The 14,592-nt window shown below is 48.9% G+C and carries 12 protein-coding genes and 1 pseudogene; 6 read left to right on the top strand and 7 right to left on the bottom strand.

Features of this window, described 5'->3' with window-relative positions; translation table 11 throughout:
- Positions 1-43: 43 nt before the first annotated feature.
- Positions 44-697, bottom strand: a complete 654-nt coding sequence (gene crp / locus J7438_RS20160; protein WP_209277966.1) for a cAMP-activated global transcriptional regulator CRP — start codon at positions 695-697, stop codon at positions 44-46.
- Positions 698-882: 185 nt separating this feature from the next.
- On the opposite strand from crp, the gene J7438_RS20155 reads away from it, so the two are divergent.
- Positions 883-1,296, top strand: coding sequence for an OsmC family protein (locus J7438_RS20155; RefSeq protein WP_101745137.1), 414 nt, complete (start codon positions 883-885; stop codon positions 1,294-1,296).
- Positions 1,297-1,441: 145 nt separating this feature from the next.
- Here the strand turns inward: J7438_RS20155 and J7438_RS20150 are convergent, their stop codons facing one another.
- Both J7438_RS20150 and cysZ read right to left on the bottom strand, forming a co-directional pair.
- The gene (locus J7438_RS20150; RefSeq protein WP_209277965.1) at positions 1,442-1,783 is read right to left on the bottom strand and encodes a histidine triad nucleotide-binding protein; all 342 of its coding nucleotides are present in this window, start codon (positions 1,781-1,783) and stop codon (positions 1,442-1,444) included.
- Between the two features lie 33 nt (positions 1,784-1,816).
- A complete protein-coding gene (cysZ, locus tag J7438_RS20145; protein WP_209277984.1) occupies positions 1,817-2,551 on the bottom strand; it encodes a sulfate transporter CysZ in 735 nt (244 codons plus the stop codon).
- 182 nt (positions 2,552-2,733) lie between these two features.
- Here cysZ and trxB point away from each other — a divergent pair, with 182 nt between their 5' ends.
- Complete coding sequence (trxB, locus tag J7438_RS20140) at positions 2,734-3,687, top strand: thioredoxin-disulfide reductase (RefSeq protein WP_209277964.1); 954 nt, start codon at positions 2,734-2,736, stop codon at positions 3,685-3,687.
- 48 nt (positions 3,688-3,735) lie between these two features.
- Here the strand turns inward: trxB and J7438_RS20135 are convergent, their stop codons facing one another.
- Positions 3,736-4,212 (bottom strand): Z-ring associated ZapG family protein, encoded by a 477-nt coding sequence (locus J7438_RS20135; protein ID WP_209203503.1) that lies wholly within the window; start codon positions 4,210-4,212, stop codon positions 3,736-3,738.
- A gap of 346 nt (positions 4,213-4,558) precedes the next feature.
- Here J7438_RS20135 and zapE point away from each other — a divergent pair, with 346 nt between their 5' ends.
- The 4 genes from zapE (at position 4,559) to J7438_RS20110 (ending at position 12,209) form a co-directional block, all read left to right on the top strand.
- Positions 4,559-5,653, top strand: a complete 1,095-nt coding sequence (gene zapE, locus J7438_RS20130; RefSeq protein ID WP_209277963.1) for a cell division protein ZapE — start codon at positions 4,559-4,561, stop codon at positions 5,651-5,653.
- A 33-nt stretch (positions 5,654-5,686) separates the two neighbouring features.
- On the top strand, positions 5,687-6,472 hold the full coding sequence (locus tag J7438_RS20125) for an SDR family oxidoreductase (protein WP_209203505.1): 786 nt from the start codon (positions 5,687-5,689) through the stop codon (positions 6,470-6,472).
- A 412-nt stretch (positions 6,473-6,884) separates the two neighbouring features.
- Positions 6,885-9,626: an ankyrin repeat domain-containing protein gene (locus J7438_RS20120; protein WP_209277962.1), complete on the top strand. Its 2,742-nt coding sequence runs from the start codon at positions 6,885-6,887 to the stop codon at positions 9,624-9,626.
- A gap of 306 nt (positions 9,627-9,932) precedes the next feature.
- Positions 9,933-12,209 carry an ankyrin repeat domain-containing protein gene (locus tag J7438_RS20110; RefSeq protein ID WP_209277960.1) on the top strand — a complete coding sequence of 759 codons (2,277 nt, stop codon included), beginning with the start codon at positions 9,933-9,935 and terminating at the stop codon, positions 12,207-12,209.
- Positions 12,210-12,595: 386 nt separating this feature from the next.
- On the opposite strand, the gene J7438_RS28450 is transcribed toward J7438_RS20110, so the two are convergent.
- The 3 genes and pseudogenes from J7438_RS28450 to J7438_RS20095 form a co-directional block, all read right to left on the bottom strand.
- Positions 12,596-12,760, bottom strand: coding sequence for a sigma factor-like helix-turn-helix DNA-binding protein (locus J7438_RS28450; protein ID WP_209277959.1), 165 nt, complete (start codon positions 12,758-12,760; stop codon positions 12,596-12,598).
- A 92-nt stretch (positions 12,761-12,852) separates the two neighbouring features.
- Positions 12,853-13,968 (bottom strand): hypothetical protein, encoded by a 1,116-nt coding sequence (locus tag J7438_RS20100; RefSeq protein WP_209277958.1) that lies wholly within the window; start codon positions 13,966-13,968, stop codon positions 12,853-12,855.
- Positions 13,969-14,410: 442 nt separating this feature from the next.
- Positions 14,411-14,592: pseudogene (locus J7438_RS20095) on the bottom strand (hypothetical protein); the annotation flags it as partial.

Here is a 14,592-nt window from a genome sequence, read left to right as displayed (position 1 = left end):
AGGTTCCAATGACACTCAACAAGGGCTGATTATTACGGCTTTGCTAACGGGTGCCAAACACAACCATGGTTTTTCCCTTTACCGAAACAAGCCCCTGGGCTTCAAGGCTTTTCAGAACCCGTCCAACCATTTCACGGGAGCAACCGACAATACGACCAATTTCCTGACGGGTTATTTTGATCTGCATCCCATCAGGGTGCGTCATGGCATCGGGTTGACGGCATAAATCCAGCAACGTTCTGGCCACCCGGCCGGTCACATCGAGAAATGCCAGATCCCCCATCTTCCGGGTGGTATCCTTCAACCGGGCAGCCATCTGACCAGACAGCATCATCAGAATCTCTGGTTCTTTCTGCACCAGATCCCTGAACTGCCGGTAACTGATTTCCGCTACCTCACAGGCGGTCCTGGCCTTAACCCAGGCACTGCGTTCCTGCTGGCCCTCGTCGAAAAGACCCATTTCTCCAAAAAAGTCACCCTGATTCAGATAGGCGACGATCATCTCACGACCACCATCGTCTTCAATAACCACGGATACAGCACCCTTGATGATGTAATATAGTGTCTCTGAAGTATCACCAGCACAGAGTATGGTACTTCTGGCCGGATAGTTTTTCCGGGAGCACATGTCCAAAAAAACAGACAAAAAGTGTTTTACTCCGGAGGCTGGTCTGACAGGTAAATTCTTTGCCAACATCTTCTCACCACAACTGCCTTGTTTTGATCACATCATACCGCAAACTTTTCTTGACTGTCTTGGCACTATTCGATGAATGGATGCTGTTACGAAGAATACAGAATTCTGATTGAATGGCTGTTTTGACACAAAGGCTTTAGAATTGCCCCCAAATAGAAACAGTCAAACGAAAACAGGAATTTCAAATGAAGGCTCAAGTCAAGTGGGTTGATAACCAGCGTTTTCTGGGACTGACCGACAGTGGCAACTCCATCGTTATGGATGCCGACAAACACCAGAAGAGCGCACCGAGCCCCATGGAGATGGTGCTGATGGGTTTAGGTGGGTGTTCTTCGGTGGACGTGGTCAATATCCTGGAAAAAGCGCGTCAGAAAGTGACCAGCTGCCATGTGGACATTGAATCCGAACGTGCTGATGCCATTCCCGCCGTATTTACCAGAATACACCTGTCTTTTGTGGTGAAAGGCAGCAAGATCAAAGCATCCCAGGTGGAACGTGCCGTAAACTTATCCGCCGAAAAATACTGCTCGGTTGCCCATATGCTGGGCAAAGGTGGTGTTGAAATCACCCACAGTTACGAGATTATTGAAACCGAATAGATGATTTAAACCACAAAGACACGAAGGCACAAAGGAAGCCTTTTTTGTTAGCTGAGCCTGAAAATCAGGCAAGCCCAGAAAAAACTTTGTGTCTTTGTGCCTTTGTGGTTCCCTTCTTTTTAAGGCCTTTCGCAAAGACTCACAATCAGCCCGGCGGCCACTGCATTTGACGTCCCGCCAGCAAATGCAGGTGTATATGGTAGACCGACTGCCCACCATGGCTGTTGGTATTCACGGCCAGGCGAAAACCATCCTCACTTACCCCTTCGCTGGCTGCGATGTCTTTTGCCACCAACATCATCTTGCCAAGCAGTGGCTGGTCTTCTGCTACGGCGTCATTCATGGTCGCAATATGCTTTTTCGGAATGACCAGAATATGGGTTGGAGCCGCCGGGTTAATATCCCTGAAGGCCACCACCTCATCATCTTCAAATACTTTATCTGCGGGAATATCGCCCTCAGCAATTTTACAGAAAAGACAACTCATTAAACCCACTCCTTGCCTATATGAAAGATCCCATCACCCTGCGGCCACAGGCTGCTCTATTTCCCGTTCCCACAACAGCGTTGCACCAACGACTGCAGCAGGAATAATCAGCAAATTGATCAGCGGTATCAACATGGCCAGGTTAACAACCGCACCAAAAGGCCACGACGTTGATAGCTTCGGTTTCAATCGTGATAACATGTCGGAAAACGAGACACCCCGGTTATCCGCTGCATAGTCACAGTACTGGATAGCCATCATCCAGCCATTAAATAAAAACCACAACACAAATCCCAGCACCGGAACAAAGGACAGTATCAGCAGCACAATTGCCCGGGGCAGAAAATACAAAAGTTTACGCAACTCCCTGCCAATACTTCTCGGTACAATTGTCAGCCAGTCAGACAATTTAAGATCAGGCAGCTCGGCACCTTCCATTTGCTGCACTTTTTCCGCCAACAATGCATTAAACGGGGCCGCAATAAAATTCCCGATAATGGTAAAGGTAAAAAACATCACGGCCGCCAGGGCCAGAAAGAACAGTGGCCATAGCAGATACTCCAGGAACGCCAGCCACTCTGGCATCCAGCCGGTGAGTTGCTCCATCCACACAGAGAAATGTCCCGATGCCCAATAAATAATCCCGGCAAACACCAGAATATTAATGACCAGCGGAATCAAAACAAACCATCGCAATTGTGGCAGTAAAATCATTTTCAGCCCCCGGATAAAGTAACCGGGGCCTGATGCAGGGGTGTTATGTATCATCACTTTATTGTTAATGCTTGCCAAAAAACGGAATATTACACCAGCAACAGCTATTTCTCTTGTTTTCTTCTCTTAATAGGGACAGACAATAAAACCAATAAGTTTTGCCAATTGCCATGGCTCAAAGGCTATAGCTATTATAAGGCCATTTAATCATTACCCCTTCCTTAATGGAGTACATAATGAGCATAATCAGACACTCCCGCCTGTTAATTCTTGGTTCCGGGCCTGCGGGTTATACCGCCGCAGTCTATGCCGCAAGAGCCAATCTCAATCCGGTGATGATTACCGGCATGCAACAGGGAGGCCAGCTGACCACCACAACGGATGTCGATAACTGGCCCGGTGGACAGGAAGGGCTTCAGGGCCCAGGCCTGATGATGGAGATGGAAGCCCACGCCAAACGCTTTGGTACTGAAATTATTTTTGACCATATCGAAGAAGTGGATTTCAGCCAAAAGCCCTACACCCTGAAAGGCAGCCACACGTATACCTGCGACGCCCTGATTATCGCCACCGGAGCCAGCGCACGTTATCTGGGCCTGGACAGTGAAGAAGCCTTCAAGGGTAAAGGGGTGTCTGCCTGCGCAACCTGTGATGGATTCTTTTACAAAAATAAAGATGTGGTCGTGGTCGGTGGCGGCAACACGGCGGTGGAAGAAGCGCTCTATCTCTCTAACATTGCCAGAACCGTTACTGTGATTCATCGTCGCCAGCAATTTCGCTCAGAAAAAATCCTTCAGGACAAATTGATGGATCGCGTGCAGAACGGAAATATCAAACTGGTTCTTGACTCTGTTCTGGATGAAGTTCTGGGCGACGATATGGGGGTCACCGGCGTCCGGGTTAAAAACGTGCTAAGTGGTGAATCTGAAGAAATATCCGCAATGGGCTGCTTTATCGCCATCGGCCATACCCCGAATACCGGTATTTTTGCCGGCCAACTGGACATGAAAGATGGCTATATCCGTGTGAATAGCGGTCTTGCAGGCAATGCCACACTGACGTCAAAAGAGGGGGTATTTGCCGCCGGGGATGTTATGGATCATGTCTATCGTCAGGCGATTACCTCTGCAGGTACTGGCTGCATGGCAGCATTGGATGCCGAGAAGTATCTGGATGCGCTGGAAGCTTAAATAGAGCTACTACAGGCTTCCTCGACAGGAAGCCTTGTAAGTCACCGTTTATTTATCGGTGGTGGTTCCTTCTTTCGCAGACTCACCGTAACCGTACTCTTCAGCCAGCGCTCCCTGTTCATCAGGGCTGGATTTAGGCGCATAGTCCTTGGGCTGCTCCAGGGGTGGCGTGCGCTCATTACGACGCTTATGAATCTTCCCGGACAGCAGTGCGTTACTGCTTAACAGGGAGTCGCCAAGCCGGTTGCGGACTTCTTCATCCTTACAGAGCGCTTCTGCACCATTGGCCAGATGTTCATGGACATCCCGGTAGGTATCAGTCAGTTTATTGATCAGGTGAGCGGATGTGGTGAAGTGATCTCCCACACGCTCCTGGTACTCTTTGAATTCCTGCTGAAGTTCATCCAGCTGGCTCTCCAGCCTGCCGTTACGGGATTTTGCACCGGACAGTAAATGGTAAACGAGCGCACCACACAGAATCCCCGCCAGAAACGCCAGACTACCGATAAACCAAAGTACGTTCATGTTTTCCACAGTATCGCCTCACTCAGTGGGGCCCGCGCCCTTGTCATTAAATCACAACGCCATGTGCTTTAGCGCCTGCCTATAAACAGATTGTATAGATTCCATTGAAGTTGGCCTAGTCCATATCGGCAAAAGCCAGAATCGAGCAGAATCCACAGACTTTGTATAGCTGCTTTCATCAAAGAGTGATAAAAGAACATCAAAGCCTATAATGACCGAACCCGGCCTGAAAAGGTTCAGTTCAGCAAGCCTTGCCACCTGACCGTAGTCCAGTTACATTGACAGCTTCTGGCCCCTTGGCAAATATGAAAACAATAAGCAGCGCTCCTTTATCCAGTATTTGATTATGACCCCGCAAGCTTGTTATCAAAGGGATATCACCCAAAAAGGTTTTAGCAGGGACCCCGCCCAGGCTGAGGCGGTAAAACACTTGCAAAACCTCTATGAACAGCTGATCCAACCACCCGGGGGATCACTCCTCAAGAAGATCAAAGGTGCCCTCGGCAAGCCCCGGGAGCCATTACGTGGCCTCTATTTCTGGGGGGGCGTTGGCCGGGGTAAAACCTGGCTGATGGACACCTTTTATTACTGCCTGCCCTTTCAGGATAAGCTGCGCATGCACTTCCACCACTTTATGCGCCGGGTACATGCCGAACTTAAGACACTGGAGGGGCAGAAAAACCCGCTATCAAGCGTCGCTGAACGTCTGTCCAAAGAAGCAAGAGTCATCTGTTTTGATGAGTTCTTTGTTTCCGACATCACGGACGCCATGATCCTCGCCGGTTTGATGGATCAGCTGTTTCAGCGGGGCGTCACCCTGGTCGCCACATCGAATGTGGATCCCGACCTTCTCTACAAGGATGGGCTGCAAAGGGCCCGCTTCCTTCCGGCCATCGACCTGATAAAAAAGCACACCCTGGTGGTGAATGTTGATGGCAATATTGACTATCGCCTGCGGCTTCTGGAAAAAGCTGAAACCTACTACTGGCCCCTCAATAAGGCCAACCATGAAAAGCTGGAACGGATATTTTCAGAGCTGGCGGCTGACCCGGAACATATTGAGACGGGCCAGAGCATCGAAATATCAGGACGCCCTATTAACACCGTAAAGTCAGGCAGAGATGTGGCCTGGTTTACCTTTACTGATCTGTGCGATGGCCCCCGCAGCCAGAATGACTATATCGAGCTTGCTTGCCTGTACCATTCAGTCATTCTTCAGGATGTCCCTCAGTTTGATGCCAACCGGAATGATCAGGCCCGCCGCTTTATCAATCTGATTGACGAGTTCTATGACCGTGGCATAAAACTTATTTTATCCAGTGAAGTACATCTTGAAGCACTCTATGCCAGCGGTACTCTGTCGTTTGAGTTCAAGAGAACGCGCAGTCGTTTGCAGGAGATGCAGTCTACAGAGTACCTTGCCCGGCCTCACAAGCCATAAGTGCGTCGAAAATAACTACAGGAGTTTCATCGTATGGATCTTGGTATTCAAAACAAAGTTTTCATGGTGGCGGGTGCCAGTTCAGGGCTCGGCTATGCCATTGCAAAGAAGCTGGCTGAAGAAGGCGCAAAAGTCTCCATTGCCAGTCGCAGCCGGGAAAGTATCGCCACAGCAGCCGCAATGATCAGCGAAGAAACGGCAGCAGAAATCCGGGGCTATGTATTTGATGCCCGTGATGCGGATTCAATCACCCAGTGGGTGGCCGATACCCAGAATGACTTTGGCCACATTGATGGACTGGTCATCAATGCCGGAGGTCCCGCACCGGGTTTCTTTGAAGAGTTTGATGATCAAGCCTGGCAGGCTGCTTTTGAATTGACGCTGATGAGCGCCATACGACTGATCAGGGCAACGCTGCCTGCGCTTAAAGTAAACGGCGGCAGCATTCTTACCCTGACCTCCTCCGCCGTAAAGGAACCCATCGATATTCTGGTGATGAGCAATGTCATGCGTTCAGGCGTCAACAGTCTGGTAAAAACGCTGGCAACCGACCTGGCGCAATACAATATCCGCATCAACAACCTGATTCCGGGCTCAATCAATACGGATCGAATCAAAGCCCTGAATATGTTTCTGGCGCAACGGTCTGATACCAGCCCGGGCAAAGTTCGAAAAGCTGCTGAGTCAGCTATTCCCATGGGGCGCTACGGCAAGCCTGAAGAGTTTGCCAATGCTGCCGCATTCCTGCTTTCCGACGCTGCCAGTTACATCACCGGAACCAATACGGTAGTCGATGGTGGAAAAATGAAGAGCGTCTAACGCAACGGCAGTCGATATCAAACGTCAGGGAACCCCGCCCTGAAGGACGGGGCTTGTAAAAGCCTCTAAGGGTAGTGGTTAAACAGTGTATTGAGGGCTAATCACGGTGCTGCTATCGAGAAACCGACTATTAACATTGTAATAAACACATTAGGATGAAGTTTTTAAAAAACTTAAAGAGCTTCTCGAACCATTTGGAGTTGAAAAATTTTATCGGAACAAGAACTTTCAGGATGGTCTGCTCTCTGACGAAGCAAACCAGGAACGACAGTAATAAAATACTCACAATGCTCTGGATAATCGATATATGATTCCACCATGCCAGCCAGTTTATTCAGATAGATCATCTGCCTCTGCGAATCATGGGAAACCGGATTCTCCTGTTCCGTCTCATGTCGCTAATCCCGATACCGTGGTAGCAGTAAATCCTCGTATTAGTGTTGGTACCAGCCATTGCACAGTAACAGAGCGCCCTCTCATCACAACCGCCAATCTTGAGCGAACTGTCCGGAAATCACCCTGTGTTGAGCATCCCATTACGGCTGCTTTTGAGCGGGCCATTGAGGAAAAAAATCCGGAACAGTTACTGCGTCTGGTTGCCCGGTATCCGTCACTTATTGAGCAGTATCCGGCCTGTCTTTTGTTGGCAGACGAAGAAGGCAAGACATTGGTTCATCGGATGGGAGCGTCGGATTATACGCTGTTGCTCCGTAAAGCGCTCAACACTGAGCAAGGTAAACATGCATTGTGTACAAAAGATCATAATGGCGACACGGCATTACACCATGCAGCACGCGCTAAAACATCCGGAAGTCTTGATGTGATCATTGCCTCCGGTGCCGGTGCGCAGTCTTTGCTCGAACAAAATAAAGAAGGATTGTTACCGCTTCATATCGCTGTTTTACGGGGGTACATCAGCAGCAGCATCAAGATGATGAACTGTGTACCTGAAACGTTGGTAACCATGGATAACAGTCTTAAAACGCCGGTGCATTGCCTGGAATTTTCCCAGGCTTCAGAGCGGGCACAGCTGGCATTTCTCAAAGTTGCCATAGAGAAGCCCTGTGTCCGTGAGAGACTGAATCACCTACTGTTCTTTCTCAATTTACACAGCACCGATGCCCAATGTGAAAAAAGAATCCAACAGTTAAGAACATCGGTTTTGCCAGCCTTCAGGCCTGTTATTGCTTATGGGCCGAATAAAGAAACAGCCATTTCAAAAACGGGTTCCGGGACATTCCGGTTCTCACCTCCCGGGGAGCTGTTTGCCCCTCTATGGAACTGTCCTGAAGTAACTTCCACATTTCCGATGTTGGCCAGCAAAGAAAAAACCTTGCCACAGAGTTACGGAGACACGGAGAAAAGAAAAAATCTTTGCCTCTGTGACTCCGTGTCTCCGTGGCAAAAAGAGGAAGTTACTCAGGGACAATTCCTATTTTCCCGAAAAGACAATCCTTCGGGCAGTGCATTCATTCAGGCCATGGATTTATCGTCGACGGTTTCATCCGGTAGCCGGGCATTACGCCAGAGGGCAAAACAGGTGCTTCAGTGGCTTGGAGAGGTGGGGGTGTATGGCACCTTTTTCTGCATGAAGAGGGAGCAAGAGCAGAGTTTTATCGCTCTGGGTGATGAAAATGTCAGTGTACAACTGGTTAACCAGCTGGTTGCATTGGGCGCTCCAAAAATTCAACTGCGATTATCGCCCCCATGGCATCAACCCACCGCTACCCGGCAGTCCGAAGCAACAGGTCAATCAGACAATGATGCCGACCCGGAATCTGCTGAAGGGCTGAAAACAGAACGATTAAAGCGGGTGGAACTCAATAAGCTGGCGCTGTTATTGCCCGGCTTTGATCCTGACAAACGCCTACCGCAATGTTTCCGTATGGGGCAAAGTACACTATCTATCGTGCAGTGCGATGATGGAGTACCAGAACCTGCTGTGGTGTTTTCATTTCTGGACCTGCCCGAAAAACACCAGCAACACACAGTCCATTACGATCATTACATGGTGGTAAAACCCTACCGATTTGACATTACATCACCGGATGGTCGGGTGTTGTACACCGATTTTGATGGTTTGAACCTGCGAAAAATCCCCCTGCACCTGCCACCCAACAGCCTGCTTCCGGAGCCTGGTGCCATCAGAACTTTTAGCTCCGACCGGGATGAACGACAGTGGATCAGAGAAGCCTTGAATGCCTCACCCATAAACAGTCCCTTACAGGCGAAAACCTTGGGCAGAATCTGTACTTTGTGCCGACAAGGGCATATCCATTTGAGTGTCATCTATGGGTTGCAGCATCAGGACGTTATACCCAGAAGAGAACAGCTGCTAGGTCGATGGATTGATGCCTTGCAAAAAGTCACCCAAGAGAAACAGGGCAAAGCCACGCTGATTTTGATGGGTAAATCCCAGACACCCAACAAACTGCTTGATAACCTGGGCATGGCCAAAACACTGGTGATTATTGATTCTGAGTCGGAAGAGGTTGAGGCACAGCTGGGACAGTTCAGCAAACATAAAGCCGTTGCCATCTGTTTGCTGCCAGACCTGCCAAAACCGGTGTTTCATCATCTGATCACGGCTTCCGATCTGCCTGTATTGACCGAGGGAGCCAATACCACATCCTTTCTTTTGCAAACGGGCCACCCCTATTTGTCTACTCTGCCTGATGGTGAAACCCCGATTCCACAGGATATGGGGTATCCCCTTGAGGCGCTGAAAATTGAGGCTCTTTCCTATAAACTCAGGATGAACGAAACGGAACAACAGCTTTTGCAAGAGGCCTATTCACTGATTTGCCACGGGCATTATCAGGAGGCGATGGACTATCTGGATGACCATAAAACAGCCCTGGCCGATTTACGATTTATCAATGACCAACAGCATCAGGACGTTTCTGCCGTCACCGTCCGGAGCCTGCTGAACAAAGGGGTGCGAAAGCGCCTCGGCACCCTGGAAAGGATGGCACTACTGGCGGCAACTAACCCCTCAGTTGATGCATTGGTTGAATATATTGATGATTGCCTGGATGGCTCATCCGTTGTCGCCCACCATTTTGCCCTGCAACGTATGCATGTGGGGCATGATTTTAACAATGCACTGATCGCCACGTTAGCGAAATTTGCCCGGATAAAACAGGTGCTTTGATCAATGTCTTTTGTCCTGCACTTGGCCTGCTCAACCACAATAGCAATGGCTTTACGCTTAAATTCCGGAGAATAATTCTTATGCTGCTTTACTGTAGTTGTTTTTGAGCGGCATTATAGACTTCGCTTCGTTCTCGTTTACCAACACTGACCACAAATACTACAACAACGTCGTCCAAGACTTGATAAACCAATCGATAGCCCGAATTTCGCAGCCTGAATTCAAGATATAAAAAAATCATCCGGGGGGATAAAAAGGAGGGATAAATGTCAATACAGTTTTCAATAACTGAGTTGGGATCAAAAAATGTATGGTGCAGTTTCCAGTCCTGATAGCCAGGGCGCATTCTCCGGTGTAATCACCGACCAAAAGCCTTCTGGCCATGATGCCACCGATAAGTCGTCAGCGCCTGTTCTTCCTGCCTTGCCAAAAGAGACTCCCCCTGACCACAACAGCCCTGTCCCCGCCACTGCCCTGATAGAAAGAACCATTGCACCACCAGGGCATCATAACCCACAGCCCCTGCTGGAAAACTGGCAATGGCAATTGGTCTCTGGAATCCTGAATGGAGAAATTCACGCCCTTTCAGCATTGCTTCAACAAGGTGCTGATGTTAATTGCAACCTCTCCAGCCAGATTGCGACATTGGATCAACAACCTGTCAACATTAGCGGGGTAGAACCCTCTATTGCCGCCCACCTGCCCATGGCTGTTGAGAAAGGATCGCGGTACACCCCACTCTGGCTGGCTGCATTGGCTGGCAATCTTGAAGTGGTAAAGCTTCTGCTGTCTTCGGGGGCACACCTTGAGGCCAGTAACCCTCTCCATGCACCTCTGTCAGTAGCGGCCGCTGGCGCGCATCGGGAGATAGTCAAGGTTCTGTTGGAACATCATGCCGACATACAGGCTGGCAGCACCACAGGCGTCAATTCGCCACTGTACTTGGCCATTAAAGGTGGCCATCAGGATCTGGTGGCGTTTCTGGAAAAGAACGGTGCCCGTTTGCAAATCGGTTGCCCGGGCAGGGGTGCCCCGATTCACCATGCCGCCAAAATGGGGTTTTCCAGAATCGTAGAGTATCTGCTCAATCGGGGCGAGGACATTGATAACCAGAGTACCGGGCAGCTTACCCCGGTTTATGCCGCGGCAATCTGCGGCCATTTTGAGCTGGTCAAGTTACTGCTTGAGCGAGGCGCAAACAATAGCCATGGCGAAACCGGCGGCAAAACCCTGATCTGGGCTGCCTGTCGCAGCGGCAACCTGCAAACGGTCAAATATCTGCTTGACCAGGGGGCGGACATCAACGCCGGCGGCCCGGACATCGACGCCATCACCGGTAGTAGACGCCCCCCCCGGAAACACCCCATCGAGGCTGCTGCCTGTTCTGGCAATTGCCAACTGGTGGAGTACTTGCTTGAGCGTCAGACGCTGAGAATTGATGCTCCCGGCCTCGGCACCGCCCTATTCCGCCACGCTGCTGAGGGTGGCAAGGTGGTGATGATGGATTACATTGCCAGCAGGGCAACCATCAACATTGATGAGAAGGGTTATTATTCCCCGATCTCTTCTGCAGCCCGCAGCGGCTCCATCGAAGCGGTGGCGTGGCTACTGAACAGGGGCGCAGACATTCACGCCAACTGCCGAGGCCAACAAACCCCAATATGCCAGGCCTGCGCCCGGGGGCACTTTGAACTGGCCAAATTCCTGGACAGCAAGGGCGCAAGACTTCACGATACCGGGTGGGGTTCGCCACTCTATTGGGCGGTTAGCGCTGGCAGTATGGATACCGTGGCATACCTGCTTGACAGAGGCGTCAATGTCAATGCCGCTGCTTCAGGCTATGAGGCCCCTATCTACATAGCAACGGGGAGGGGTTTCGGTGAGATCGTGAAATACCTGCTGGAAAAAGGTGCAGATGTTAATGCCAACAGTAGTGGGCGCACTACGCCTATCATTGAGGCCGCAGCGAAGGGACACCTTGGGCTGGTCAAGTGTCTGGTGCATAAATCCGCAACCTTTGAAGCAGACCGTTTGCTCAATGCCGCCGCAAGCGGAGGTCATTGTCCCGTATTGGAATACCTGTTTGAAGAGAAGGCAATACTGCAGCGCATCAAGCCGTCATACTTTTCCATGGCACTCATTCAAGCGTCCCTTCAAGGCCAACTGGACGCAATAAAGTACCTGCTCGGCGCATTCGAGACCCATTTCAGTGCTGCCCACAGACCTGACATCTCCTACCCTCTCTGGTTAGCGGCCCAACGGGGCGATATTGATGTGGTGAAGTATCTTGTTGAGCTGGGGGCTGACGTCAATGTGGAATGCCAGAGCCTTGGCAGCGCACTCTGGACTGCATCACAGTCTGGTCGTCTGGATACCGTCATCTACCTGTATCAACAGGGTGCCAACATTAACTACTCAAACCCGTTCCACAATGCGGACGTACTTTCCATCGCCAGACAAAATGGCCATCAGGATGTGGTTCGGTTCCTGCAACAACAGCTTAATCATTCTCCTGCCAACCACCAGCAGTCCCCGCCGGAAGTCTTGGGGGCGCTTTCCCTTTACGGATCAAAAATAGAGTGAAATGAAAGCTGGGCGGACCCTATATGACACCGGTTTTCTGGCCGATCTTTCTGGAAAAAATTCGGCATGCTTACCAACGGCCAAACTTCCTCCCGGGCAGGCACAAGACCCTATCGAACGAGAAAAAGCCCTGCAGGCACCGGATCCATATAAAGCGACAATGGCGTAGTGATTCCCGATAATGTGATTATTGAACTGATCGAAGCGGCTAGATTCGGAACCGCCAGCGGATGAGGCGGTGGAGGCAGTGAGGAATGCTTCGCTTTTTGGACGGTTGATGAGGCTAATTTCCCGGTGTTGCAAAATGAAAGAACCCGGCTAAGGTATCAACGACAATGTGACATTTTCTACCCTTAAAGAAAAAAACACGACCCGGGACTTTTACGTCACAGAAATGTCTGGATGGCTTTTTTGTGGCCTTTAGCAGCAGCTGTGTTGAGCACTTTAACGGTTGAGCAGGAGATATTGCAGCTTTGGGCTATCTTTCGCTCACTGAGGTGGTGCTCAAATTTGAGCCTGAAAACTTCACGAAGCTTAGTTTTACCCTTCAAATGAAACAAACCATTCGGGCAGATTTCAACGGTGAAGAGCTGTCGTTTACTTTGGAACTCTGGTGTTTATGAAATATTCTGGCTAATCTATTTTATTTAAAAAGCACCTTCAATGCTTCAGATAAATCTTTGAACTTTACCTGGCTACCGGTTGAGTTGATCTGTAAACGGGCGGGGCTGTTTGATGACTCAAACCGGTCAAATTCAATTTGAATTTTCTGATCTTTCTTGATGTTATGCAGTAAATTGATGGGGCCACTGCAAACCTCAAAATTATTTTTTGACAATGCTGTGCCAATATCAGTTTCGTTTTCGTTGAGCCTTTTTAATTCGTTGCGAATTTTATTGATGGTGCTGTCGAATTTTCTGGATTTTATTTCTTCAGGTTGTTTTGCTGCTTCGCTACCAAGATTTTCCTGCATTTTTCCTGCGTTTTTAGGCAGATCACAATCATCCAGACATAACTTTATATTCATACTGACTCTGGCTTTTGATTGCTCTTTTTTTTCAATACTTTTTGCCGTAAAATGGAATCTATTATATTTATCCAAGAATTCAATAATTTTATCTTTGGTGCCTTCGATATGGAAAGGATAGCCATCCAGTGATAAATCATATAGTCCAGAGTCAGGTATAAAGTGTATGGGAACGTAGATTTGTTTCAGGTCTCCAGACTTTTTGGTATTGATGTTTCCTCTAATTCCGGAATAGCCGAAAATTGCATCTTCATAGAATTCTTCAGGATGCTTTTCCTTGCAATCAAGTGCTATCGCCTTTTCAATTGCCCTTTTTGCGGAACCATCACCATGATAATAATCGTAAGATTGAGTATCCAGATCATTTCCAGTGATATTTATTTTCAGCGGTTTGGTATCAAGATAATCAAACGACAATGGTAGATTTTTGCTTTGGGCATTTTGTATGTGTTGTTCAGCAACTTTGATGTCCATCTCCGGGAGTAATCTCATCGACATCAGTATTGCAGGATTTTTTATATTGCAATATGCAGCTCCTCCTCCTTTCGCGTTATCCCATAAACACTTTAGTACCAATGGTTTGCTGAGTTCTGAAATTCTGACTTGATGCTGGCCAAAAAAACCAGAAGCGCCCTGAGAGTCATTAGTTGATGACTGCTGCACAGCAGGAAGAACATGTGATTCCCGGGGGATATCAGTAGGACGGGAAGAAGCAGAATTTACAGGATTCATGTGATAAACCTTTTTAGTCTGAACATTTCATGAAAGAAGACAAGTACCACCCAATCACCTGAAATAATTGGATCGACTAAAATAGCCGCTTCGGAAGAAGCAGGCCAGAACTTGCCATGCCCAAGCCTGCACAAGCATAGCTTAGTTTTACCCTTCAAATGAAAAAACCATTCGGGCAGATTTCAACGGTGAAGAGCTGTCGTTTACTTTGGAAATCTGCTGTTTATGAAATATTCTGGCTAATCTATTTTATTTAGTGCCTGTCAGAAAACCCATGAATAATCCGACTCAACAGGCACTGACAAAATTTTTTTGAAAACAAAACAGGCCGCTCATGCCAGTCGCCTCCTTTTTTGATCAAAACTTAATCATTTCCCCGTTTTTCGGGTATCCGTAATCTTCACCCAACGATGATCGTTTGTTTTCTGGTACGCTTCTCCGTTCAGGCTGCTTTTTTGACAGCCTGACTGGATTGCTTTTGCAGTATAGAGCCCAAACGGTGAAGATTGGTTCCTAAAACCGCCAGGCCAACATACCGACGATAACCGTCAATCCCTGAGTCCGGGCATCGGTCCAGCCCGTGCTGCTCAAGTGCATTAATGTCGGACTCTACCGCGGAATGCT

The sequence above is a fragment of the Thalassotalea sp. G20_0 genome, assembly GCF_017744175.1.
Lineage (GTDB): Bacteria > Pseudomonadota > Gammaproteobacteria > Pseudomonadales > Endozoicomonadaceae > Endozoicomonas.
This window is presented reverse-complemented; position numbering and strand designations above follow the sequence as displayed.